The organism is Marinobacter sp. DSM 26671, from assembly GCF_900112835.1.
Taxonomy (GTDB): domain Bacteria; phylum Pseudomonadota; class Gammaproteobacteria; order Pseudomonadales; family Oleiphilaceae; genus Marinobacter; species Marinobacter flavimaris.
Window position 1 is genome coordinate 1 of sequence record NZ_FONF01000033.1, and the last position, 21,061, is coordinate 21,061.

A 21,061-nucleotide genomic window follows, 5' to 3' on the forward strand; every position below is an offset into this window, starting at 1 on the left:
CTATCGGCTGAAGCAGAAAACGACAGGCTAGACTATGAAAGGTGGGTCAATTTTATTGGCCAAAGGTGGGTCAAAATAAATGGCCATTGACACGTTAACAGCTCCAGCTGGTCGTCAGGTATGCTTGGCTACAATGGCGCAACGCCCGAGATCAATTACAACGTTGATCTATCAGGACTGGTAGGAAAAACCGTGCAGCTGGCGTATGAAGTTCAAGATGTCGGCGATACGATTGTCGATTCTGCCCTGGCAGTCGACGCGGTGAAGGTCTTGCGCACAGAGCAGTTTGTACCGGTTGCAGGTGAAGGTGGCGCATTGACCGGCACTGCGACTATCAGTGGATCCTACGGTCAGGCGGTAAAGCTGACGTTCAAGAACGAGAATGTTCTGGGCAACACCATATCTGTGAAAGATACTGGGCCTTTTGGAGAAACAAAAGAATCGATTATCCTGCCTCAGCAGAGCGTAACCTTCACGTTCTCCAGTTTCGGGGAAGAACCAATGGGGTGGAACTTTGAGGTATCGACAAAATCTGATGCCTTCATAGTTTCATATGGTGTCGAATCAACTTGGTCCGAAGGGATGCCACCTAATCCATGTTACTAAGACTGTGTGTTTTCACCCTGGTGATTATCGGGTCTGCTTGCAGTGTCCAATCGCAACCCGTGAATGCTCAAGAGAGCGAAGGCCTGATGGTTAATTTAACCAGCGAGGCCATTGAAGCTGCGGTTATCTCTGAGGGGGCTATTTGGCTGAAGCTTACACCAAGTGGAAGCAGCCAACTGGCTGCCACAGCAAAGGACAACCTGGGCAGTCAGGTCATGATCCGCGTGCTCGGCCATGAGGCTCTTTCAATGATGGTCGTTCATGATATGGCATCGGAACGATTGGTCATCAGGACCCCATCACCAGAGCTTAAAGCCGCGATCAAACCTTATCTTGTAAGGTCTGAATAGAGGCTTGGACGGGGGACATTATTTGTCCCCCGTTTTATTCCTAGGGAGGCTCTGAATAAGTCTCCAAAATCAGCGATAATACGGCCATCGTCAATCGCATAGGATCGTTGCCAGCATGGATCAGATCACCTTCTCCGAAGCCGAATACCAGACCAAGAAGCGCAAGACCCGTCGCGAGATCTTTCTGGAACGGATGGACAAGCTGATTCCGTGGAAGCAGTTGGAGAAGAAGGTAGCCCGTTATTACCCGAAGGGCCGGAACGGACGGCCCCCTTATCCGCTGCCTGCCATGCTGCGGGTTCACTGCATGCAGTTGTTCTATAACTTGAGCGATCCGGCCATGGAAGACGCGCTGTACGAGATCGAATCCATGCGGCACTTCGCGGGTCTGAAGCTGGACCGTTTGCCAGATGAGACGACGATTCTCAACTTCCGGCATTTCCTGGAGCAGCACGGTCTTGGCAAGGCGCTGTTTAAAGAGGTGAACAAACACCTGGAGAAAAACGGCTTGATGTTGCGTGAAGGAAGCATCGTAGATGCCACCATCATCTCTGCTCCCAGCTCCACCAAGAACCAAACTGGCAAGCGTGATCCGGAGATGCACCAGACCAGAAAGGGCAACGAATGGCACTTCGGCATGAAAATGCACATTGGTGTCGACGACACGTTCGGTCTGATTCATAGCATTGATACCACCGCTGCCAATGTTCACGACATCGTGCCCACCGACAAGCTGCTGCATGGTGAAGAGCAACGAGTCTTCGGCGACGCCGGTTACCTTGGCATTCAGAAGCGGGATGAGCATAAGCACCGCAAAAACGTCTCCTGGTTCATTGCCAAACGGCCTGGCACCCGGAAGACGCTGGATGCCGACAAACTGAAAGCAGAGAAGATCAAAGCCAGTGTTCGTGCCAAGGTCGAGCATCCCTTCCGGTACATCAAGCGGGTCTTTGGTTATGGCAAGGTCCGCTATCGCGGCCTTGCCAAGAACAGCAACCGGTTGCATTTGCTGGCCGCGTTTAGCAACCTGCTGATCGGTGAAAAATACATGCTGGCGTAGGGCCAGTGCGCCTGTTTTCCGCCAAAATGGCGGGAAACGGGCAAAAAACACACAAATAAAGGGAAAATAGTGTCTGAATCTTCGATTTTTTGCCGTTTAAACCCAAGATGGGCAAATATCAGCAGTTATTCAGACCTTCCCTAGCACCAACAAATCGGATGGCTAAACGTTGATATGCTTCAATCGCATCCTCCGAGGGAGTTGGAATTGCAAACATCCCTGTTTGAGTAACGCGTACAATTAGATGTTTCCGCCTGCTCGCGCGTGTGTAGTGGTCAGCTATTCCTATGGAGCCAAGCCCTCTTGTGGATCTTGGGCGCGCGAATGTTCGCTTCTGTTTAGCTGAGTTCAGAGGATGCCCTGGTCGCAAAGCGGACATTCCGGGAGAACGATTAACGCCAATATTCAGCAGCGGCCTTTGCGCAGCGAAGCGGAGAGAAGGCCGTCCGGTGGAGGCCCTTCAGGGCCGTAACAAACTGGAATGAATGGTTGGGGCTGCAACAGTGAAGGCAGAACCTGATCATTGCTTTACCAGCAGCGCCACTATAGACACAATGACCCCAACGTATGAAATCCCGGCCCCAATAAGCAACGACAACCTGTCTATTCCCTGCTTGGCGATCTCCTCCAGAAAAGCCCGGTCAAAAATAAAGATGTGGCTAAAAGCGAGCGCGGATAGTGTAGCGAGGGCCAGGCTAGCCCATGGCGTCCAACTGTAAGCCGCGAAGAGAATCCCTGCCAAGATGGCATTAACAACAATATTCCCTACCATTCAGCTATCTCCCGTGAACGCTCATCCTCAGTGGCCCTAGACATGATGTTTTGACCTGCCCGCCCTCAACAATAACCCACGATCGTTGAGGGCGGGCAGGTCAAAACATCATGTCTAGGTTTTCGTAATCCAGCCCGTAGCGCTTCAGCCCACCCACTTTGAAGTTCTCAAGGATGATATCCGACTCTGCCGCGAGCTCACGTATCAGGCGCTGACCCTCCGGCGTCGAAATATCGACCGCCAGCGATTTCTTGTTACGGTTGGCTGACAGATAGTACGCAGATAAATCCGTTTCGCCATCTCGACCCTTAAGATAGGGAGGCCCCATGTCCGTGTGTCATCTCCGCCGCCAGGCCTCTCAATCTTGATAACTTCAGCCCCGAGATCACCGAGAACCTGGCCAGCCCATGGGCCAGCCAACACACGGGAAAGATCCAGAACTCGAATATGCGAAAGTGAACCCGTCATGGCTCTCTCCTTAAACGGTACATGCTTGGAGACCGGTCTGGGTACGCCCCTGGCAATCCCGTAACAGCTCGCGGGACGACCACCCTCATGCTGCAGCGCCTGAAAATGCCGGCCAAAAAGCCCCGCCACGGGCTCTGTAGTATCAAGTTTCTCTGCGAGTCACCCCGGTGAATGTTCCGCATTGCGGATCAGGTGCTTGGCAATTACCAGTTGTTGGATCTGCGACGTTCCCTCATATAGGCGGAACAACCTGACATCTCTGAAAAAACGCTCAACGCAGTACTCGCTGATGTAACCAGCGCCACCGTGGACCTGAACTGCCCGGTCCGCAACACGCCCTACCATTTCTGTACAGAACAGCTTGCAGCTCGAGGCATTCATCGACACCGCCTCACCTGCATCGAAGGATTTAGCAGCCGCTTCAACCATGCACTTTCCGGCATAGTACTCAGTCTGGCTATCTGCCAGCATTGCCTGCACCAACTGAAAATTGGCAATTTCTGTTCCAAACTGTTTCCGGCCAGAGGCATATGAAACGCTCTCATCAATGAGTCGCTTGGCCGTACCCACGCTTAACGCACTGATATGCAAGCGCCCCCGATCAAGAACTTTCATGGCTGTTTTGAAACCCTGCCCTTCCTTTCCTCCAATCAAAGCATTTGCGGGTACGCGCACATCCTCGAAGATAACATCACAGGTATGAGCGCCTTTCTGCCCCATTTTCTGATCAGGTTTTCCAAGCGATATGCCCGGTAGTTTCGCATCGACCAGGAATGCCGACACACCGCGCGCACCTTCTTCACGGGTGCCGGTGCGAGCCATCACTGTGAAGATCCCCGCCCTGGGTGCATTGGTGATGTATCGTTTGGTTCCATTAATGATGAAATCATCACCATCTCTCCGGGCGCTTGTTCTCACTGACCCGGCATCTGATCCTGCGTCAGGCTCGGTCAATGCAAATGAGCCGATCAGTTCGCCGGTGGCAAGCTTGGGTAGATATTTTTCCTTCTGTTCCGGTGTACCGTCCATAACTATACCTTGCGAACCAATGCCAACATTGGTTCCAAACATTGAACGAAAAACCGGTGAGGTGTAGCCCATTTCCTGAATAATTGCGACTTCCTCTGACATGCTCAGACCCAGACCACCGAACTCGGAAGGTATCGAAATTCCGAAAAGCCCCATCTCTTTCATTTCGGCGATGACGTCTTCCGGAATCTGGTCTTCCTCCGCCACTTGCATTTCCAGGGGAATCAGGCGATCACGGACGTACCGACGCACACTTTCGACAAACTGGTTCAGCGTTTCTTCATCAAGTGCCATTGTGGCCTCCTTGTTCGAAAATAGGATGATGGTCAGACCCTCGAGTAGCTGACCTGAGTTATTCCGGACGCCGTGCTTCCCGTTATTGCTCCTGGGTCCCGACAGATCGATACCAGCGAACACCCTTGGCATCTGTCATAAAATGCACTTCGTTACGTTCAATGAGATAATTCAAGCAAGCGAGGGCCTCTCCGGTTGCCAAGTTGAAAACCATAAAGTCCTCTTCCGATATGTCACGACCAAACAGCACTGCGAATACGTCAATCACTCTCTTTGGCTCCCTTCCAAGATCCGCCCGCAAATTCGTGACGGCCCTCTCCTGGTCTGCAATCAGGGTTTCAATCCGATCATGCAATCCCGTAAAACACTGTTGATGAGCTGGTAGCACCAGCACATCATCGGGAATTTCAGCTTTCAGCTTACGAAGTGAGGCCAGCCAGTCAGCCATCGGGTTTGCAGTCGGCTCCAGGGGTGTCACTGAGACATTGGACGAAATGCCGGGCAACACCTGATCACCGGAGATCAGTAATTTGCTCTCTTCGCAGTACAGGCAGGCGTGCTCGGGAGAGTGCCCGTTACCAACAACAACCCGCCATCGGTGTCCACCGATAACATGGTGCTGCCCTTCCTCCAGCCGTTGGTAGCTGCGAGGCAACCGTGAAATCCGTCTGCCATAGTTGCGATAATGATCGTAGTATCCGTCGATGGCCGAATCAGGCCAGCCAACAGCGCGGTGAAAGGCAATGAAGTCCTCGGGTACGGTTTCGTCGTGGGACTGAGCCACCATTACCCGGCAGGTCAGATACTCCATACGAGTCATCCAGAACTCTTCTGCGTCCCGCTCCAGCAACCAGCCGGCCATACCCACATGATCCGGATGCAGATGGGTCACAAACACCCGCCGGACCGGCTTGCGCTCCGGCAGAGACTCCAATAGAGACTTCCAGGCGGCCTCAGCCGGGGGTGTACACATACCGGTGTCAACCACGGAAAAGCCGTCCTCGTCACGGATCAGCCAGACATTAATATGGTTCAGTTTTCCAGGCAGGGGAATACGGGACCAGTACACGTTATGCGCTACCTCAACCAACTCGGCAGCTTCTGGTACTCTATCTGCGGTCTTGGGATTCATGTCGGCATCAGGCACGATTTGCTCCCTCCATTCGGGCTTCTTCCTGCAACTGTCGCCACATGATCTTACCGGTGCCGGACTTCGGCAACTCATCGATAATCGAAACGGCTGTCGGCACCTTATAAGCCGCCATATGCTTTTTGCACCATTCGATAATGTCGTCCTCGGTGAGGTTTTCCGGTGCAGTGGGCTTCAGTACAACCATCGCCTTGGCCGTTTCGCCCCGTTTCGGATCTGGCACTGCAATGACGCAGGCTTCGTGAATCTCCGGGTGACCATACATGATACTTTCCACTTCTGCCGGCCAGACCTTGAATCCGGAGGCATTAATCATCCGCTTGAGCCGGTCGACCATGAAGAAGTAGCCCTCCTCATCCATGTATCCCAGGTCGCCAGTACGAAGGAAGCGTTTACCATCGCGTTCCAGAATACTCTTGGCGGTTGCTTGCGCATTGTTCCAGTATTCCAGCATTACCTGAGGGCCATGCAGGATGATTTCTCCAGTTTCGCCTTGGGGCAGATCCTCAAACGTGGCAGGGTCAACGATACGTGCATCTACACCAAAGCTGGCAATGCCCAGGCATTGCCGTTTGCCGCGCTCAATGGGGTTACCAAGAATGAAAGCGGCGGTTTCGGTCAGTCCGTAGGCTTCGTTGTATACGATGTTAAACTCCTCTGCCAGCTTGCGAGAGATGGCTTCAGGCATTGCAGCACCACCCCCCATCAGTTTACTGAGACTGGAGACGTCATGGTTGGCCAGATCCGGATTCGAGAAAAAATCGACAATCATCGACGGCGGAGCACTCCACAGGCTGACATGGTGACGCTCAATCAGCTTCACCGCCACATCCCTATCCCACCGCTGCATCAGCACTGAGGTTGCACCGTTGAAGATAGGCCCATTCATTCCACCTTGCATGCCCAAAAAATGGAACAGCGGGGCAATGGCCAGTGCCGAGAATGCCGGCGAGCCACCGCGCCAGACAGCCGAAGCCGCAACTGCTGCCATCACGGTGCTGTGGGAATGAACACAGCCCTTCGGATGTCCCGTGGTACCGGAGGTATAGCCAATAATAGCTAGGTCATCGTGCTCTCCGGTAAAAGCAGAAGGCGCCAGTTCGCGACTAAGCACGTCTCGCCAAAGGATAACGCCGGGGTCGGTATGTTCCTGCCTAGGTTCTGTTACAGCAGACGGAACGGCGAGGTCAGTCGCCGCTGTCAGGTAATCAGAATAGGCATGAACAATTACGTGATCTAGATCGCCCGAAGCCAATAGAGGTTGCGCATTGCCGTACAATTCCTGAGACACCAGAGCCGTGCGGGCACCACTGTCGGAGACACAGTATTTAAGCTCCTCGGACAGGTTCATCGGGTTGATGGGAACCACCACTCCCTGAGCACGAAGAATCGCGTAGTAACCGATGACGTACTGGGGAGAGTTCTGCGAATACAGAGCGACACGGTCACCGGGACAAACACCACATTCCAACTGCAGATACCCCGCCAGTGCCCTAACCTGCTGACGCAATTCGGAATAACTGAGCACCGAGTCATAGAATACTACCGCCGGCTTGTCCGGGTATCGGGTTGCCGCCACCTCCAGGTTGTAGTAGAGGCTCGTTTTGGGTAGTTCAAGTGTTCGTGGCAAACCCTTGGGCCAATAGGTGTTCCGTCCTGCTTTCATGTTTTCTCCTGGCTCTGCGGCTAAGATGTTGCTGAAACTGTTCTTGCTATGAACCTCCCGAAATTCTGGCGAGCAGTCTAACTGGCACGCTCAAGAATAGTTCTGGCCATAGCAATCACTGGAGCATCCACCATCTGGCCCTCCACCTTGAAAGCAGCACCACCTGACCTCGCCGCCTCCATGACTTTACGCGCCCAGGCCACCTGATCAGGATCCGGGGAAAAACCAGCCTGCACCTGTGGAATCTGTTTTGGATGAATGCAAAGCATGCCTGCAAAACCCATATTACGGGCCCGGCGGGCACGACTTAGTACCGCATCCTCGTCATCAAAAACAGGAAACACGGTATCAATAGGAGCCAGTAAACCAGCTGCTCGGGAGCTCACCAGAAGCTGATAGCGACACTGGTCCATGACCGTCTCCGCCCCTCCCGTATTGCCTTCAATGCCGAGGTCATCACTGAGGTCCAGGCCACCGTAGCTCAGTCTCTCAACTCCGGGCACCGAGGCAATTTCGTTAAGGGCAACCAGACCACGAGCTGATTCAATTAGCGGAATGACGGTCTTGCCAGAATTAGCCACAGCCTGGACGTCCTCCGCGGACTCGGCTTTCGACAACATGATGCCAACCACCTTTGAATGACGGGCACATAGCGCCATGTCCGCCTCAAATTCAGCAGTACCCCGGGCATTAATGCGCACGTAGATCGACTCACCATGATGGTCTGCCAAGAATGCATCCAATGCATCACGGGCAGGGTTCTTGGCATCCGCTGGCACCGCATCCTCTAGATCCACAATTACCGCTCCGGCACCGCTAGCAATCGCCTTGGGAATCCGCTCAGGCCGAGAGGCCGGCACGAAGAGCATGGTTTTCAAATCTTTACCTGTCATGGTCAGAATCCTGTTCTCTGAGTTGCGCCGGCGTTAGATCACACCTGCGCTTTTTAACTGATCAATCTTGTCCCGGCTGTAGCCAAGCTGTTCAAGAATTAGAGAGCTATGTTCGCCGAGGTATGGAACCGCCGAGACGGCTTCCGGAAACCATAGCCCGGGTGCCTTTAGTGCCGGCACTGGCCCGACAGGCGTCGCCACTTCCAGCCAGCGGTCACGGGCCGCCAGTTGAGGATGCTGCCACACCTGTGACATGTCGTTAACCGACGCATTGGCGATACCCGCCTCATCCAGGCGGGTTAGCACCTCATCCAGAGTCATCTCAGAAAAAATCGTACCGATAAGCGCGCCGAGCTGGTCCCTGTTCGCTGACCGACGGGCGTTATCAGAAAAACGCGCATCTCCCGCCAGCTCCGAACGCTCAAGAACTCTCTCACAAAAAACTCGCCATTCGCGGTCGTTCTGCAACCCAAGCATCACGGTTTTACCATCCCCGACGGGAAACGGTCCGTACGGATAGATCGTAGAGTGAGAAGCTCCTGCCCTCGGTGGTGGCTGCGCCCCATCAAAGCTGTAATACATCGGGTAGCCCATCCACTCCACCAGACTTTCGAGCAGAGAGACGTCAATATGGCTGCCCTCACCAGTTCGACCACGCAGCAACAGCGCCGACAGAATGGCATTGCTGGCGTACATTCCAGCAGCAATGTCCGCAACTGAACAGCCGGCCTTTGCCATGCCACCGGCCTCGGGTACTCCCGTCACCGACAGAAAACCGCTTTCGCTTTGGATCAGCAGGTCATAAGCCTTTCTGTTCCTGTACGGCCCACCCTCGCCATAGCCGGACACATCACAGACAATCAGTCCCGGGTACTGTGCATTCAGCTCACTGAACGACAGCCCCATACGGGCCGTAGCGCCGGGCGCCAGGTTCTGCACGAATACGTCCGCATCCGCCAGCAATTGGCGCAGAATTTCCTGCCCCTCGGGAGTTTTCAAATTTAACGCCAGGCTTTGCTTGGAGCGGTTGGCCCATACAAAGTGGGAGGACAATCCTTTAACTCTGGTATCGTAGTCCCGGGCAAAGTCTCCGGTTCCAAGACGCTCAACCTTGACAACCCTCGCCCCCTGCTCCGCTAGTTGCCGGGTACACAGGGGCGCGGCAATCGCCTGCTCCAACGAAATCACTGTAACCCCCTCCAGGGGGAGGGGGGCTTTATTTGCTGCCACAAAAACGTTCTCGCAGTTATTGAGAGTTAAAACGACCGAGGTAATTCAAGAAGATGCTCTGCCACATAGGATAAAATGAGGTTGGTGGAAATCGGCGCCACCTGATACAGACGGGTTTCACGGAACTTCCGCTCTACGTCATATTCATTGGCAAAGCCAAACCCGCCGTGGGTCTGCAAGCACACGTTAGCCGCTTCCCAAGATGACTCAGCCGCCAGGTACTTGGCCATGTTGGCACTGGCGCCAGCATGGCGACCGGTGTCATATTCTTCACAGGCGCGCCAGCGCATCAGGTCAGCTGCTTCCACATTGATGTGCGCCTTGGCAATGGGAAACTGGATACCTTGGTTCTTTCCAATCGGACGGCCAAACACTTCCCGTTCACTGGCATATTTGCGAGCCTTGTCGATAAACCAGCGGCCATCACCTATACACTCGGCCGCAATCAGTGCCCGCTCGGCATTCAGTCCGTCAAGAATATAGCGAAATCCCTTGCCTTCCTCGCCAATGAGGTTCTCGGCAGGAATCTCAAGGTTGTCGAAGAACAGTTCATTGGTTTCATGGTTCACCATGTTGGCGATGGGTTGAACGATCAGGCCATTGCCAATGGCATCGTGCAAATCAACGATGAAGATCGACATACCCTCGGATTTGCGCTTGACCTCTGCCAACGGAGTGGTCCGGGCCAGCAGGATCATCAGGTCTGAATGCTGGACCCGGGAAATCCAGACTTTCTGGCCGTTGACCACATACTTGTCGCCCTGACGCACCGCAGTGGTCTTGATCTTGGTGGTATCGGTTCCGGTGGTTGGCTCGGTCACCGCCATGGATTGCAAACGTAATTCACCTGCCGCGATTCTCGGCAGATATTTCTGCTTCTGTTCCTCACTGCCATGGCGCAGTAGGGTAAACATGTTGTACATCTGGCCATGCACAGTTCCGGAGTTACCGCCCGCAAGGTTGACCTCTTCCAGTATCACCGAGGCTTCCGATACGCCGAGACCCGAACCACCATATTCCTCCGGAATCATCGCCGCCAGCCAACCGGCACGGGTCATGGCTTCAACGAACTCCTCCGGGAAGGCCTTACGTTCGTCTACGCCGCGCCAGTAGGCGGCATCAAACTCCGCACATAAACCACGTACGCCTTCTCGGATATCCTCGTACTTTTCCAGGGATGGACTGGTCATCTATTTCTTCTCCTCAAATTGAAGTTCTGCTTCGTGAGCGGGGCCATCTTCATTGGCGGCCCAGAGCAATGCTGTACCATCCCCATCAATCCTACCTTCAACACGGAAGGGCTTATTGACGGTCAGCGGTCGTAAGCCTCGATACGACAGGCGCACCGGTTTCAGGTCTGGATTGGCATCAACGAACGCCTGCACCATCAGGGTAGCAATCAGTGGGCCTTGGACCACAAGGTCCGGATATCCCTCTTCCTTTGTGGTGTAGGGGTGGTCGTAATGAATGCGGTGGCCGTTGAACGTGACAGCAGAATACCGGAACAGCAACAGGGGGGACGGTGTCACCGACTGACTCCACTGGGGCTCCGACACCGGTTTATCGAGGGACAGACGCGGAGCTGACGGCGCCCTGTAAACAATGTCCTGCTCTTCGCTCAGGCACAGTTCACCGTTCTGGTGATACTCATGCGCCACGGTAACAAACAGCAACTTACCAGAACGTCCATTTTTTTCGTTCACTGCCTCGATACGCGACTGACGTTCCGCTGATTGACCGATTGCCAGCGGCTGGTGGAAGTTAACCCGCCCCCCCCCCCACATCCGGGTGTTGCCTTCGGATTTCGGCAAAAAACCGCCCGGCGCAATGTGGCCGTCCTGCCCGGTGGCGGCCGGCGGTACCGGAATCTGGAAAAACGCCCAGTGCCATAATGCCGCAAGAGCATCACCTTCCTGGGGGAAAGGGCGGTCCAGCATCGCCGCAATACGGCAGGCATGGGAAGGATCGAGGCGATCCTCGCAGGATTCCTGCTTACCGATCCAGTCTTCGGGGGAGCTTAACATCATGCATCCTCTATCAATCTTTATTCTGGGTTTTGAATAATGGTAAGAATGCCAACATACGACGCAGGAGAGAATTCGTTTTTCCACAAGGGTGCGTTTGGTTTCCATGAACACCCCGGTGGTTTAGACTGAGCGTCCTTTTGTTAGCCTGCTGACTATCTGAACCATGCACTTTGATATCCCTGACCTGCGCCTGTTTATCCATGTCGCCGAAGCCAACAGCCTGACCGGTGGCGCCCGCCGTGCCAGTCTTTCCACCGCGGCGGCCAGCATGCGGATCAAGTCGCTGGAAGGGCAACTCGGCAGCCGGCTGTTCTACCGTGACAGCCAGGGCGTGGAACTGACGCCCGCAGGCCATGACCTACTGGTCCATGCCCGTGCCATCATGCGCCAGGTGGATTATATCAAGGATGAGTTTTCCCAGTATGCGGAGGGGAAATCAGGCCATCTGCGCATCTTCGCCAACACCACGGCGGTGAGCGACTTCATGCCCGACGTGCTGGCACGTTTTCTGGTCAACCGCCCGGGAGTGACCATTGACCTGCAGGAACGGCTGACCCACGACATCATTCGCGGGGTGGTGGACGGCTCGACCGACCTTGGCGTGGTCGCCGGCCCGGTTAACGCGAATAAAAAGCTCGATATCATTCCGTTCAGTGTCGACCGACTGGTGGTGGTCGCCCCGAAAGGCCACGAGCTGGCCACACGCCAGACCCTCTCCTTCCGGGAAACCCTGGAATACCCCCATATCGGTTTGCGGGAAGGCAGCACCCTGTTCAATTTCCTCAAGGACCAGGCCAGCGAAACCGGCTCGATCCTGCAGATGCGGATCCAGGTGTTCGGCTTCGAGTCGGCCTGCCGGATGGTCAGCCGCGGTGTCGGAATCGGCATCCTGCCCCGCTCCATTGCCCGCCGCTATGCCGATTTTCTCGACATCGTCACCATCGACCTGGAAGACGACTGGGCGGAACGGGAGCGCAGCCTGATCGTCCGCGAACTGGATGCCTTGCCCAGGTGTGGTAAGGAGCTGGTAGAGGAAATACGCAGCCTGGCCTCGCTCTCCCTGACCGACTGAGTATGCGAGCCCTCAGGCTCGCTCAAAAATGGCCGCCACGCCCTGGCCACCACCGACACACATGGTCTCTAGGCCATAACGGCTTCCGCGACGCTGCATCTCGTGCAGCAGGCTGGTCATGATGCGCACTCCGGTGGCACCAATCGGGTGGCCGAGGGAAATCCCTGATCCGTTGACATTGAGACGGTCAAGGTCATCCCAACCCCACTCTTTCAGGATCGCAAGCACCTGACAGGCGAAGGCTTCGTTTACCTCAACCAGATCCATGTCCCCGGAGCCGAGCCCGGTCTTACGGAACAGTTTCTCAACTGCGGGCACCGGACCAATTCCCATGGTTGCCGGATGGCACCCCATCGCACTCCAGCCTACCATGAAGGCCATCGGCTCCAGGTTCAACTCGGCCAGTTTGTCCTCAGCAACAATAAGACAGGCAGCAGCGGCATCGCTTTGCTGGCTGGCGTTTCCCGCGGTAACGGTACCGCCCTTTATCAGCGGGCGCAGCGCTGCCCGTGAATCCATGGTGGTTTCAGGCCGGATACCTTCATCGCGGCTGAACACGATTGGATCACCTTTGCGCTGCGGAATACTGACCGCTCCAATCTCTTCATCAAAACCGCCTTCATCCCAGGCAGCGGCCGCACGCTGATGACTGCGAACCGAATATTCTTCAGCCGCCTCGCGGGAAATGCCATACTTGGTGGCCAGGTTCTCGGCGGTTTCGATCATTCCGGAAATGTAGCCGAATCGGTCTTTCAGTTGCGACCGCTCCCGACCACGATCCAGCCGGTCGTGCATGGTGAAGGACCCTGCCCGCTTGCCCCAACGCACATCCGTCGAGTAATACTCGATATTGCTCATGCTTTCAACACCACCGGCCAGCACAACGTCACCGGCGCCGGACTCGATCATCATCACACCATTGATGATCGCCTGAAGCCCGCCACCGCAACGACGGTGCAGCTGCATACCAGGCACATGCTCCGGCAACCCTGCCTGCAACGCCGCCCAACGACCAACACACGGCACCTCACTGTTGGCATAAGACTGGGCAACCACCACATCTTCAATGATGGCGGGATCCACGCCGGAGCGCTTGATGGTTTCATTGACGACCGCAGCAATCAGATCTTCAACGGAAACCGGCCGCAGGCTTTTCCCGAATGCCCCAACCCCGGTACGTACCGGTGCCACAATGGCAGCGCGTCTTTTTTGCATGTTCGCCCCTCTACACTACGCCAGCCGCACTGGACAAGCAGACTGTTTGATTCATCCCTCATAGTCTTCGATCAGACCCCGGGCTAGAATTCGAATCTGTTGAAGACACCTTTAAGCAGTACGGTGATTCACCCTGACCTCACTGCACCGCCGCATTCTCCCCTGGCTCACTATCTACGCATCGCCCCTTACTCGTCCCCCTTCCTCACCCACCTGGTTAACACTCACTGAACCCCCCTTTAACCACTTCGAGATACCCAAACCACAAGGAGTTGTTCAATCTATGAGAGTTCGCTCGGGCGTTCCGGACCCACCGATTCGGCCCGCCACACTGACAAAACCAACAAGAACGGCGGTGGTTACAAGTTCATGAAATACCTAGAAACCCTGATAAACAAGATCAACAAGATAGTCACATTTCTCGGCGGGCTCGCCATAGCGTTCATGATGATTCATATCAGCCTGGACATCCTGGCCCGGTTTCTGTTCAACACCCCACTACCCGGCACCATCACCATCGTTGCCCACTACTACATGCTCATCGCGATCTTCCTGCCTCTGGCCTACGCCGAGCAGACCAACTCGTCGATCGCGGTGGAGATCCTGACTACAAAATTTTCCCACAAGACACAGCATCGCTTGAACGGCTGGACCTACCTTCTGATCAGTGCAACTGCGTTTGTAATGACCAGCGAGGCCTTCAAGGTGGCCATCAAAAATTACCACTCGAACACCTCGGTCATGCAGGGGGACTACACCATCATTACATGGCCCAGCTACTTTATTCTCTGTGCGGGGACGTTCCTCCTGGGCAGCTACTGTCTGCTTCGCTTCCTGTCGTTCCTGACCCGCTCCGAACGGGCTGTGGTAGCGGAGGCGGCCCATGTCTGACATTGCCATTGGTTTTACCGGTCTGTTCTCGCTGTTCTCACTGATTGCCTTGAGAGTCCCCATCGGAATCGCCCTGATCATGGTGTCATTCGCCGGGATCTGGGCGGTGATTGGCGTCGAAGTCGCCCTGTCCTCCCTGGGCATCATCCCCTACAACTTCGCGGCCAACTGGACCCTGAGTTCGGTTCCATTGTTTCTGTTTCTGGGCTTCATCTGTTATCACACCCAGCTGACCCAAGGCATGTTCAAGGCTGCGCGAGCCTGGTTGGCAGGGGTTCCCGGCGGGCTGGCGATCGCTTCAATTTTCGGATCGGCAGGTTTTGCCGCAGTATCCGGATCGTCAATCGCCTGTTCGGCCGCCATGGGTCGCATCGCGGTCCCAGAGATGATGCGCTACAAATACGATCCCGGCCTCGCCACCGGTACTGTAGCGGTAGCCGGCACAATCGGTGCGCTGATTCCACCGTCGATCATCATGATTCTCTATGGTGTAATCGCGCAGACGTCAGTCTCCCAGCTGTTTCTAGGCGGCATTGCTGCCGGCCTGATTACCATGGCGGGTTACGTTCTTGTGGTCTGGATCCGGGTCAAGCTGAACCCAGACCTTGCCCACGACGTGAAGGAAAAGGTTCCGACCCAGGAGAAAATCCGATCTTTGCAGGACACCTGGCCGATTTTTCTCATCATGTCCGGCATCTTCGGCGGGCTCTTTGCGGGCATCTTCACCCCTAACGAAGCGGGGGCCGTAGGCGCCTCTCTGGCCTGTATTGTGGCACTGGTGAAAGGCCAGATGACCTGGAGCGCTTTCAAGTCTTCTGTTCTCGAGACTCTGGTGACCACCAGTGCGTTACTGATCATTGCGGTTGGCGCAAGCATGCTGACGCGGTTTCTGGTGTTCTCCGGGGCCGGCGACTATATCTCCGAGCTGATTCTTTCGTTCAACGCCAGCGATCTGCTCATCATTCTGGGCCTCGTCCTGATCTACCTGGCGCTCGGTATGTTTCTGGAACCGATCGGAGCCATGCTGCTCACTCTTCCCATCATTCTGCCGGTGATCGAAAGCACCCAATACAGCCTGATTTGGTTTGGGGTGATTCTCACCAAACTACTGGAGGTCGGCATGATTACACCGCCGGTTGGGATGAATGTCTTTGTCATCAAAAGCGTGGTTGGTAATCTGGTCACCACCTCAGCAATCTTCAAAGGTATTCTCTGGTTTCTGGCGATGGACCTGCTCATTGTGCTGCTCCTGATCGCGGTACCAGACATCATCATGTACCTGCCGAACCTGGTAGGTGGACGCTAAAACAACAACAGGAGATTTTATGAGCATTCCCGAACCGGTAGCAAAGCTGATCCGTCATCAGGCGTATGTGAATGGTCAGTGGGTTGACTCCCGAAGCGGAAAAACCTTTCCGGTCTTCAATCCCGCCACGAATGAACGGATCACTCAGGTGCCCGATCAAGGCCAGGAAGATACCAGAGAAGCCATTAGTGCCGCCCACACTGCATTTCCGGCCTGGAAGAGCCTCACGCCCAAGGAGCGCAGCGCTATCCTCAAGCGCTGGGCCATGTTGGTAAACGACAATCTGGAAAGCCTCGCCACCATATTGACCATGGAGCAGGGCAAGGCATTTGCGGAAGCGCGTGGCGAAGTTGCCTCGTCCGTTGCTTATATCGAATGGTTTGCCAACGAAGCCATGCGGGTAACCGGCGAAACCCTGCCCCGCAGTGCCAATGGCAACTTCGAATACATGCAAAAATTGCCGATTGGCGTGGTAGCGGCCATTACTCCCTGGAATTTCCCCAACTCGATGATTGCCCGCAAGGTCGCTCCGGCTCTTGCTGCCGGGTGCACCGTGGTAATCAAACCCGCTGAAGATACCCCACTGTCGGCACTGGCGCTGACTCAGCTGGCGACCGACGCAGGAGTTCCCGCAGGCGTCATCAATGTCATCACTGCCAGCAGCGGGGCCGAGGTAGGCCTTGAGCTCAGCAAAAACCCGACCGTCAAAAAGCTGTCCTTCACCGGGTCCACCGCAGTCGGCAAAATTCTGCTTAAACAATGTGCCAGCACGGTGAAGAAACTCAGCCTCGAGCTGGGCGGTAACGCACCGTTCATTGTGTTTGAAGATGCCGATCTCGATGCCGCTGTGCAGGGTGCGATTTCCATCAAGTTCTACAACAGTGGCCAGACCTGCGTTTGCGCCAACAGACTACTTATCCAGAATGGCATTCATGATGAATTCCTGAAAAAATACAACGAGGCAATCGCCACCAAACTCGTTCAAGGTCACGGGCTTCAGGAGAATGTCAGCCATGGACCCCTGATCAATGAAAAAGCCATCACCAAGATCCAGAATCTGGTCGACTCAACCGTCAGCGAGGGGGCAACGGTCTATCGTGGCGGGAACAAGTTGCCACACCTCGGACCGAACTTTTTCGAGTTCACCGTGTTGACCAATGTTGAAAAGGACATGGAGATTTTCCGTTCTGAAATCTTCGGGCCCATTGCCGCAGTGTACAAATTTGCCACTGAAGAAGAAGCGGTCGCACTTGCCAACGATACACCTTACGGTTTGGCCAGCTACCTTTATACCAAGGATACCGGTCGTATTTTCAGGGTTTCCGAAGCTCTCGAATACGGCATGGTTGGTGTCAACACCCCGCGTTTTGTATCAGAAACGGTACCCTTTGGCGGAGTGAAAGAGTCGGGGATTGGGCGCGAGGGATCGTCCCACGGAATCGATGAGTTCCTCGAAATGCACTACGTCTGCATCAAAACCTGATAATCCGGCCAACACAGCCGGTCACGAGACGGTGGGGAGGGGGGGGGGGGCGAATGCCCCCCGTTTCTATTCATCCGTTCTTCAGAATTATGCGGCCGGGGACCCTGCCTGCCGACAGGTCTTCAACTGCCGATTCCGCTTGCTCAAGTGGCCTGATTTCAACAGGGATGTTAACCAGATCGTGTTTGTTGGCGAATTCCACCAACTCCTTCATTTCACCAAGTGTTCCGGTGTAAGAGCCGATAATCGAAATGGCCTTGGTAACCAGGAATGGGATGGGATAGCGAATTTCACCACCATGCAGGCCAACGGCTACAAACTTGCCACCCTTTCTCAGAACACCCAGACCAAACTCCATGGTCTGATCGTTACCGACAAAATCCAGTACGGCAATGCAGTTCCCTTTACCGGCCTCGGTCACAACCTCCACGATCTTCTCATCCCGTGGATCGAATGCGGATTTTGCGCCTGAGCTCTTGGCAATCTCGCGTTTTTCCTCCGATACATCAACCGCTATCACATTCTCAATACCTGACAACACCAAAGTTTTGATCGCCAGTTGCCCAAGTCCGCCACAACCAATAACCACAACGAACTCCTCGTTATGGACCGGCTGTATTTTCTTGATGGCCGAAAACGTAGTCAATCCGGAGCATGCGAGCAAAGATGCGTTGGCCGGATTCAGACTACCAAGACTTTCAAGATATCTCTGGTGCGGAACAAGAATGTATTCGGAATATCCACCCGGTTTAAAAACACCCAGTGATCCGGGCTTTGTACAAAGGTTCTCCTCACCACGCTGACATACCGAACATTCCCCACAGCCGATCCATGGATATATCAACTTTTGCTGACCCACTGAAACTTCTTTAACTTCCTCGCCCATGGAAACGACTGTACCCACTACTTCATGTCCCAAGGTAACTGGAAGCTTTATTCCCCGCTCACCAAGATCAAGCTTTCTTCCTTGGCCGAGGCCGTAATACCCTTCATGAACATGAACATCACTGTGACAAACGCCACAAAAGTCAACTTTAAGTAAAACTTCGCTTCCTGTCGGGATTGGCATATCGTAATTGACTGGAGTGAACTTTCCTCCAAACTCGGAAAACTCATAGCGAACATAGTTACCATTCAGCTGAAAATGCTTCGACATTGCAATCACTCCTGCTTTTTTGAGTTATCGTAATTTAAAAAGTCAAAACCAAAACCTTTTATACTATCAATTACTTTGACAATTAAAGGCTACTGAATATACTGTTTATGCGCAACAGAAATAATAATTCTTAACACATAAAACCAAAGAACAACAGAGCATAGGAAATTGTTATGGATTCCAGAAAACTTTTATATACCACAGCATTGGGAATTGTACTTTCCACAGCTGCTATTACCAGTTCGGTGCAAGCAGACACTCTCAGATTTGCCGTTGGTTTTCCATCTGGCGCCCCGATTGAAGCTGCCAAGAAATATGCTGAAGCAGTGAAGAAAAATACCAATAATGAGCACTCAGTTAAAATTTACGAGTTATCACTTCTAAATCACAGCGAAATGTCTTCTGGAATTAGTCAGGGAATGGCTGATCTTGGTTATCTACTTACAGCCTATTCGCCCTCAGATTACCCGCATTCAAATCTTGGGGCGGATATGTCTATGCAAACAGCGCTGCAGAATGAAGTGCTTGGAAAAGAGGGTTACGCTTATTCCGGCGCCATGCTTGAATATATAATGCTCAACTGTCCAGAGTGTCAAAACGAATTTGCATCGAACAATCAGGTCTATACATCGGTTGTATCTACTCCCGCCTATGTAATGTTCTGCAACGAACCTGTTAACACAGTTGAGGAAATAAACGGGAAACGTTTGCGGATATCGGGAGCCTCATGGGCTCGCTGGGCCAAAAACTTTGGAGGATCACCGGTCGCACTTCCGGTCACCGAAGTTTATGAAGCTCTCGAGCAAGGTGTGGTGGATTGCACCTTCCTTTCACCCACGGAATTAACCAACTTCAATCTTATTGATGTTGTCAAGAATATAACCACCGACGTACCCGGTGGATTATATGCCGCGGGTGGAGCAGCAACCCTTAATCGTGACACCTGGAATCGTTTCAATAACGAGGAGAAAGAGGGGCTGCTAAAGGCCGGTTCAGTTATGGCTGCCTATGTTACCTTCCTCTATCAGCAACAAGCTTATAGCGACATGGAAAAAGCTGAGAAGAAAGGTATCAACATTCTGAAGGCGGAAGGCGATCTTCTTGAAAAATCTAGAGAATTCATCAAATCAGACCTGGAATTCATCCCGAAATTCTATGCTGATGAATACAAAATCGATGGATCGAGAACCCGGGAACTGGCCGCCAACATGTCGAAGTTGATTGAAAAATGGAACAGACTGGTAGGAGATATCGAGACAGCAGATCAACTGGCTAAACTGTATTGGAATGAAGTTTATTCCAAACTTGATCCTGCTACTTACGGTAGATAACAATCGAGTAGGAGGGGGAGTTACCTCCCCCGTCCTCTCACACCACCGGGCATACGGTTCCGTACCACGGCGGTTCATGGTCGGCTCTGAAGCCGAGTCATCGTATCCAGCAAGCTTGCTAGGGATAGGCGGTCGAATACCCTCTTAGGCAGGGCCGCGTTCATATGAGACGCACCGCTGTTCCACCAGGGTCCACGACCATTGGTCGCGCTCCTCCAAGCCCTTATCTCAGTCAAGCCTAGCCGTACCAGGTTGCGGGCCCGCGTGCGGGTCCGCTTCCACTGCTGCCACAGGATCAGGCGAAGCCGCCGTCTTATCCAGCCATCCAGAGCTTCGACCGAACGCTTCGAGGCGGTCAGGCGATAGTAATTTGCCCAGCCTCTCAGCACCGGGTTCAGGTTCCGGATGGTGGTCGTCAACGACTGTCCCCGTGACCGTTTCAGCAGGGGGCGAAGCTTGGCCATGAAGGCCTTCAGGCTTTTGGGCGTAAGCGTTCATTCCACGACGTAGTTGACCTACTTCACGTCACGGAGGGGCCTTAATAACTCCGGCGAGACCTTGTACTGCTTCCTGCCATCCTCACCCAGCACGATCACACTCTTGCGGTTGATCTTGGTGACGATCCCCAATACCGGTCCTTCCCGGCCTTCGAAGGTCACTTTCAGGCCAACCCGCAATTGACTCAAGGCTTGCAGGGTTTCTTGCTCTTGCAGTTCATCAATTCGCTGGCAGATGTACTGGTTCAGTTCCAGCAACTGGTCGATGCTCATGTCCTCAATGCGCACGGACGGTGGCCTCCGGCTGTTTGTTCTGTCGGTCAGGATGGCGTGGGTCGATCAGCGCCCGTAAAGGGTTCTCGGCGAACCGGGTTTTCCAGAGTCGGGGCGTCAGGTCGCTGACTTCACGGGCCGGGTGCTGGCTGATGCGTTGCAGCACGTCCACCAGATACATGTACGGGGTAATATCGTGCAGCTTGCAGGTGCTGATCAGGCTCTGGATGATGCCCAGGTGTTCCGCCCCCAGTTCGGTCCAGCAGAACATCCAGTTTTTTCTGTTATGGAA

Annotated in this window: 21 protein-coding genes and 1 pseudogene; 8 read left to right on the plus strand and 14 right to left on the minus strand. The window is 54.0% G+C overall.

What is annotated here, in order from left to right; genetic code table 11:
* Positions 1-120 precede the first annotated feature (120 nt).
* The 3 genes from BM035_RS20690 to BM035_RS20700 all read left to right on the plus strand — a co-directional run bounded on the left by BM035_RS20690 (position 121) and on the right by BM035_RS20700 (position 2,016).
* The gene (locus tag BM035_RS20690) at positions 121-606 is read left to right on the plus strand and encodes a hypothetical protein (protein ID WP_092034226.1); all 486 of its coding nucleotides are present in this window, start codon (positions 121-123) and stop codon (positions 604-606) included.
* Complete coding sequence (locus BM035_RS20695; protein ID WP_092034229.1) at positions 597-956, plus strand: hypothetical protein; 360 nt, start codon at positions 597-599, stop codon at positions 954-956. The genes BM035_RS20690 and BM035_RS20695 overlap by 10 nt, the downstream gene beginning before the upstream one ends.
* 115 nt (positions 957-1,071) lie before the next feature.
* On the plus strand, positions 1,072-2,016 hold the full coding sequence (locus tag BM035_RS20700; protein ID WP_011784145.1) for an IS5 family transposase: 945 nt from the start codon (positions 1,072-1,074) through the stop codon (positions 2,014-2,016).
* A gap of 520 nt (positions 2,017-2,536) precedes the next feature.
* On the opposite strand, the gene BM035_RS20705 is transcribed toward BM035_RS20700, so the two are convergent.
* From BM035_RS20705 to BM035_RS20745, 9 genes and pseudogenes are all read right to left on the minus strand, one after another.
* On the minus strand, positions 2,537-2,788 hold the full coding sequence (locus BM035_RS20705; RefSeq protein ID WP_053115179.1) for a hypothetical protein: 252 nt from the start codon (positions 2,786-2,788) through the stop codon (positions 2,537-2,539).
* Between the two features lie 115 nt (positions 2,789-2,903).
* Positions 2,904-3,256, minus strand: a pseudogene (locus BM035_RS20710) (CoA transferase); the annotation flags it as partial.
* 159 nt (positions 3,257-3,415) lie between these two features.
* Positions 3,416-4,579 carry an acyl-CoA dehydrogenase family protein gene (locus BM035_RS20715; protein WP_092034231.1) on the minus strand — a complete coding sequence of 388 codons (1,164 nt, stop codon included), beginning with the start codon at positions 4,577-4,579 and terminating at the stop codon, positions 3,416-3,418.
* A gap of 82 nt (positions 4,580-4,661) precedes the next feature.
* Positions 4,662-5,726 (minus strand): MBL fold metallo-hydrolase, encoded by a 1,065-nt coding sequence (locus BM035_RS20720; RefSeq protein WP_158499468.1) that lies wholly within the window; start codon positions 5,724-5,726, stop codon positions 4,662-4,664.
* Entirely contained in the window at positions 5,719-7,395 is a 1,677-nt protein-coding gene (locus BM035_RS20725) for a long-chain-fatty-acid--CoA ligase (protein WP_053115176.1), read from the minus strand. Before BM035_RS20725 ends, BM035_RS20720 begins: the two co-directional genes overlap by 8 nt.
* A gap of 77 nt (positions 7,396-7,472) precedes the next feature.
* On the minus strand, positions 7,473-8,288 hold the full coding sequence (locus BM035_RS20730) for an HpcH/HpaI aldolase/citrate lyase family protein (protein ID WP_053115175.1): 816 nt from the start codon (positions 8,286-8,288) through the stop codon (positions 7,473-7,475).
* Between the two features lie 33 nt (positions 8,289-8,321).
* Positions 8,322-9,518 carry a CaiB/BaiF CoA transferase family protein gene (locus tag BM035_RS20735; RefSeq protein ID WP_092034238.1) on the minus strand — a complete coding sequence of 399 codons (1,197 nt, stop codon included), beginning with the start codon at positions 9,516-9,518 and terminating at the stop codon, positions 8,322-8,324.
* A 26-nt stretch (positions 9,519-9,544) separates the two neighbouring features.
* Positions 9,545-10,708: an acyl-CoA dehydrogenase family protein gene (locus BM035_RS20740; protein WP_092034241.1), complete on the minus strand. Its 1,164-nt coding sequence runs from the start codon at positions 10,706-10,708 to the stop codon at positions 9,545-9,547.
* Positions 10,709-11,545 (minus strand): FAS1-like dehydratase domain-containing protein, encoded by an 837-nt coding sequence (locus tag BM035_RS20745; protein ID WP_092034244.1) that lies wholly within the window; start codon positions 11,543-11,545, stop codon positions 10,709-10,711.
* A gap of 163 nt (positions 11,546-11,708) precedes the next feature.
* On the opposite strand from BM035_RS20745, the gene BM035_RS20750 reads away from it, so the two are divergent.
* Positions 11,709-12,617 carry a LysR family transcriptional regulator gene (locus tag BM035_RS20750; protein WP_053115171.1) on the plus strand — a complete coding sequence of 303 codons (909 nt, stop codon included), beginning with the start codon at positions 11,709-11,711 and terminating at the stop codon, positions 12,615-12,617.
* 12 nt (positions 12,618-12,629) lie between these two features.
* Here BM035_RS20750 and BM035_RS20755 read toward each other — a convergent pair whose 3' ends face one another.
* Positions 12,630-13,832 (minus strand): acetyl-CoA C-acetyltransferase, encoded by a 1,203-nt coding sequence (locus BM035_RS20755; protein WP_053115170.1) that lies wholly within the window; start codon positions 13,830-13,832, stop codon positions 12,630-12,632.
* Positions 13,833-14,201: 369 nt separating this feature from the next.
* Between BM035_RS20755 and BM035_RS20760 the strand changes: the two genes are divergently transcribed.
* From BM035_RS20760 to BM035_RS20770, 3 genes are read left to right on the plus strand one after another with little or no spacing between them, the layout of a single operon-like run.
* Positions 14,202-14,723: a TRAP transporter small permease gene (locus BM035_RS20760; protein ID WP_053115169.1), complete on the plus strand. Its 522-nt coding sequence runs from the start codon at positions 14,202-14,204 to the stop codon at positions 14,721-14,723.
* Positions 14,716-16,029: a TRAP transporter large permease gene (locus BM035_RS20765; RefSeq protein WP_092034247.1), complete on the plus strand. Its 1,314-nt coding sequence runs from the start codon at positions 14,716-14,718 to the stop codon at positions 16,027-16,029. The genes BM035_RS20760 and BM035_RS20765 overlap by 8 nt, the downstream gene beginning before the upstream one ends.
* Before the next feature lie 19 nt (positions 16,030-16,048).
* On the plus strand, positions 16,049-17,512 hold the full coding sequence (locus BM035_RS20770; RefSeq protein ID WP_092034250.1) for an NAD-dependent succinate-semialdehyde dehydrogenase: 1,464 nt from the start codon (positions 16,049-16,051) through the stop codon (positions 17,510-17,512).
* Between the two features lie 70 nt (positions 17,513-17,582).
* Here the strand turns inward: BM035_RS20770 and BM035_RS20775 are convergent, their stop codons facing one another.
* A complete protein-coding gene (locus BM035_RS20775) occupies positions 17,583-18,668 on the minus strand; it encodes an alcohol dehydrogenase (RefSeq protein WP_092034253.1) in 1,086 nt (361 codons plus the stop codon).
* 173 nt (positions 18,669-18,841) lie between these two features.
* On the opposite strand from BM035_RS20775, the gene BM035_RS20780 reads away from it, so the two are divergent.
* A complete protein-coding gene (locus BM035_RS20780; RefSeq protein WP_075267719.1) occupies positions 18,842-19,999 on the plus strand; it encodes a C4-dicarboxylate TRAP transporter substrate-binding protein in 1,158 nt (385 codons plus the stop codon).
* A 74-nt stretch (positions 20,000-20,073) separates the two neighbouring features.
* Here the strand turns inward: BM035_RS20780 and BM035_RS20785 are convergent, their stop codons facing one another.
* From BM035_RS20785 to BM035_RS20795, 3 genes are all read right to left on the minus strand, one after another.
* The gene (locus BM035_RS20785; RefSeq protein WP_092034255.1) at positions 20,074-20,463 is read right to left on the minus strand and encodes a group II intron maturase-specific domain-containing protein; all 390 of its coding nucleotides are present in this window, start codon (positions 20,461-20,463) and stop codon (positions 20,074-20,076) included.
* Positions 20,464-20,514: 51 nt separating this feature from the next.
* The gene (locus tag BM035_RS20790; RefSeq protein ID WP_092031717.1) at positions 20,515-20,784 is read right to left on the minus strand and encodes a hypothetical protein; all 270 of its coding nucleotides are present in this window, start codon (positions 20,782-20,784) and stop codon (positions 20,515-20,517) included.
* On the minus strand, positions 20,774-21,061 hold a 288-nt coding region (locus tag BM035_RS20795; protein WP_139216033.1), incomplete at its 5' end, for a transposase domain-containing protein. The genes BM035_RS20795 and BM035_RS20790, both read right to left, overlap by 11 nt.